The following is a 3,333-nucleotide window of genomic DNA, read 5'->3' as shown; positions in this document are numbered from 1 at the left end:
TTTTTCGCTTGTGTTACCCATATCAGGACACATCCCTTCGTTAATATTATATTTCACTAAAGGGTGTCCATGAAACTATACTAGCATCAATATCTGTCATCCTTCCTGATAATAAAAAAGGACACCAAACGACAATTTCCTTGCCATCTAGTGTCCTGGGTTTTTCCCTTAGACTTAAACATATGCATCTATTTTCGGTAGCATCCACCGCAACTCATCGTAATAGTTTGGATAGAATTCCCGCAACCAGATAATACGTCCACGTTCAGCACCGTCTGTCGTCGCCCAACCAGTGTTACGGATCCAGTCGCGTGTTTGGTATTTTTGATAATCATATAATTTAGGATAATCCAAATTTCGAGATACGATATAAGCCCATACGTCTTTTGCATCCCAGTAGGCAATGGGCGCACATCGGTAAAATCCCTGCTTGTTCTCAAATGTCACACCAAAAGATGTGACCATCCATTTCCTTTGAGCTGATTCTTGTTTGCGGATACCCCAAAAGATTCCGTTATAGCCATGTTCTTTTGCCCATTTATCAGAGACATCCTTCTTTAAAACTTTGAGTGCCTTATTTTGCATGTTCGTTGTTCGATTGATACCCGGAATTCCGAACTTTTCCCAAACCTCTTGTATTGGGCGACGGTCAGCAAAATATGCTCTACTAATATTTATTTTATATCGCTCCTGTGATAATTCAATAGTCTCATATATTTCTGGGAGTTTATAGTCGCTATCCATGAAGTATACGGGGATCTCATCCATCACCTGGCTTAATAAATCCAGCATCACGAGACTATCCTTCCCAAAGCTAACGGATGCAGACCACTTAATGCCTTCTATTGCCAGTGCTTCGCGAATAATTTCTAAACTTCTTGATACTTTTCTTTTAAATCCCGGCAGCGTCGCACGCAGCATGTACGTTTCTTTCTCTGCTTCTGTCATCATTTGTTTTCGCGTCCCCTTTTGCCAATATTTTTGTAACTCCCATTCCCATTTGCCGTTTAAGCCCAACACCCGCAAATTCAGCAAACCGAAAAAGAATATTTGCTTTTTGAACGTATGCCTCATCTCCGTAAAATTTAAATCCAACTTTTCCATAAAAAACAGTGTATGGCCTGTAGTCGGCTATTTTTTGCGTTGCTGAATGTATGTTCAAAAATTTAATCACCGTATATTCCCTGGTATTTTCACCGTGAAAAGGGATTTTAATATCGATTTTATCTGGAAAAAGCTGGTTCCACCTGTCTTTCAAACTCTGTAAAATATGATTTGGATCTGGGATCGGTGTATCATATCCTTTTCGGGAAAACGTCGTATTGTTAAACTGTACGAGAATTGTCACATTGTCATATTTCTTATTTAACAAATCTTTATATGAAACATCACGCAAAATTTCGATACCATTCAGGTTTTTAAAAAATGGTTCAATCTCCAAACCTATCACATTGACAATGTCAGGCAATTCAATACTAAACGGATTGTATTCGTGGTTATCGTGAACCATTTTAGACAGCACAGGAGAATGTTTATGAATGATCGCCAATACTGCATCATACATGGCTTTTCCATCATCAAATTGGATAGGTAGTTTTATTTTAAGCAAGCTGATCTCTCCTTACATTTGGGATAATACACGGCACCTGGCCCGTATGTAGGTGATAGGGCGGTTTCATTCGTATTTTCTTAATTTGATATGCTTGACCATCGTCCGGAAGTTCACCTTTAAACGGGCGTGCCCGCATGATTCCATACGGACCGATATCTGTATAATCGTCTTCGCTTTCTTCTATGGCCCATTCTCGTATATATCCATAGCCTTGAGATGCTTTCTTGCCAATATTCGTTATATGAGCAAGCAAGTGCCGGATCCCGTTTGGATCACCAACCGCGTAAAATTCAATATCACTTACGATTCTGATCATTTGTGGCATGCGGTAAGCTTTAAACTCACCGGACGCACCGTTTATTTTGCCGCGCTTTCCACCAAAATCAACGTAATAAGCCGCGTCAAAATCGTTTACTTTCTTATGCCAGTACTCAACGGTTTCAGCATATTGCTTATAAAATCCTAGAGATACTTTCCACCTTCCGTCCTCATCTTTAGCTAGAGGAAGATCTGGTTCTATTAGGTTATCTGGCTTTAAATTGTTATTGAGCAGATCGTCCGGATGGTTTTCCAACATCCACGCATAGGCCAATATGCTGTCGAGATTAAAAATGCCATCATTGGAGTTCACGCGCCCGTCCAAAAGACGGGCCGTGATCTTCAAATTCTTCATTTCACCTCACCTGCCAGCAGCTTGGTGAATTCTTCTTTGTTGTCAATTAAATAAGCATCATACATTTCCTGCAGATGAGCATCATATGCAGCCTTTGCCTGTTCTGCGGTCGTTCCTAGCTTGATAAATTCCTGTCCAATCTGTGCAAATTGTTCGCGTCCGTCTTCCGTTACCAATTCCATATCGGCTGCAACCAATCCAAAACCCTTGCCGCTCATGCCCCCAAGGTAAGGCTGCTTCTGCCATTCGTGCAGGGCTGATACAAATGCCCCAAGCTCTAATTCATCGCAGATAATATCCCAACGGTGCCATAGTTTCGTACCGGCCGCTAAATATTCGACGCCGTACCGCATTTGTGTAGCTGGGCCATCTTTTTCTTTCTTCTTTTTGGTGGTTTCTCCCTCGAGTAATTGCTGTTCTCCTTGTCCAATTAAAAACTGCTCCGCAAGATTCACATTCTTCTCGTCATCTTTCCGGGTAAACTCAATCACATTTGTAAAATGTCTCCAACTATAGTCGGACTTTTCAACATAACTTGGGATGATATTGTTCGTTTCCCTGCAGACAGGATAAACAAATGTTTGCTTTAGCTTTCCATCCAAAATCTGATTTCCGACGCCTCCGCCAAATAGGGAGACAAATGGAAGGGCCTTGCGGATGATCTTAGCCTGGTCAATATCCAGTGCCTGGGCCCCACCAATTGAGCCGCCGCTGAAAAGCAAATGGAAGGCTTTTAACGGGACACGAATATCTAACCGGTTTAGTAAGTAACGCGCCCCACAGTCCCGCAGCATGCCTCTCAAAGCATTTCCCGTATAAACAAATACTTCCTCCGGCTTTCCATCGTTGACGACTGTAGCCGTGTTCAGAAAACTTTGAGTTGATTCACTTTCCCCGATATGGCTTAACGGTTGCAACAATGTATAAATGGTTTCTAAACGGTAATGATTCATCTTAGTTTTCCTCCTTCAATAAAGTTCAATTATCTCTCATTTACTCGCATATTCTCCAAATTTCATAGGTATTTGATTTACACCTAATCGTTGTC

The 3,333-nt window shown here is 41.4% G+C and carries 4 protein-coding genes; all 4 read right to left on the bottom strand.

Going from position 1 to position 3,333, the window contains the following annotated elements; all coding sequences use genetic code 11:
- Window positions 1-174: 174 nt before the first annotated feature.
- The 4 genes from IC21_RS07895 to IC21_RS07880 are packed head-to-tail and all read right to left on the bottom strand — an operon-like array spanning window position 175 to window position 3,238.
- The gene (locus IC21_RS07895) at window positions 175-951 is read right to left on the bottom strand and encodes a phosphoadenosine phosphosulfate reductase family protein (RefSeq protein ID WP_029142861.1); all 777 of its coding nucleotides are present in this window, start codon (window positions 949-951) and stop codon (window positions 175-177) included.
- Window positions 893-1,609, bottom strand: a complete 717-nt coding sequence (gene cas6 / locus IC21_RS07890) for a CRISPR system precrRNA processing endoribonuclease RAMP protein Cas6 (protein ID WP_029142862.1) — start codon at window positions 1,607-1,609, stop codon at window positions 893-895. The genes IC21_RS07895 and cas6 overlap by 59 nt, the downstream gene beginning before the upstream one ends.
- The gene (locus IC21_RS07885) at window positions 1,602-2,285 is read right to left on the bottom strand and encodes a Csf3-related protein (protein ID WP_029142863.1); all 684 of its coding nucleotides are present in this window, start codon (window positions 2,283-2,285) and stop codon (window positions 1,602-1,604) included. Before IC21_RS07885 ends, cas6 begins: the two co-directional genes overlap by 8 nt.
- Window positions 2,282-3,238, bottom strand: coding sequence for a hypothetical protein (locus tag IC21_RS07880; RefSeq protein ID WP_029142864.1), 957 nt, complete (start codon window positions 3,236-3,238; stop codon window positions 2,282-2,284). Before IC21_RS07880 ends, IC21_RS07885 begins: the two co-directional genes overlap by 4 nt.
- Window positions 3,239-3,333 lie beyond the last annotated feature (95 nt).

The sequence above is a fragment of the Heyndrickxia coagulans DSM 1 = ATCC 7050 genome, assembly GCF_000290615.1.
GTDB lineage: Bacteria > Bacillota > Bacilli > Bacillales > Bacillaceae_C > Weizmannia > Weizmannia coagulans.
The sequence above is the reverse complement of the archived record's forward strand: the minus strand, read 5'-3'. Positions and strand labels throughout refer to the sequence as shown.

Excerpts from the sequence above, each read along its gene's own strand:
- IC21_RS07895 (WP_029142861.1), bottom strand. The coding sequence starts at position 951 with ATGATGACAGAAGCAGAGAAAGAAACGTACATGCTGCGTGCGACGCTG.
- IC21_RS07885 (WP_029142863.1), bottom strand. The coding sequence starts at position 2,285 with ATGAAGAATTTGAAGATCACGGCCCGTCTTTTGGACGGGCGCGTGAAC.
- IC21_RS07880 (WP_029142864.1), bottom strand. The coding sequence starts at position 3,238 with ATGAATCATTACCGTTTAGAAACCATTTATACATTGTTGCAACCGTTA.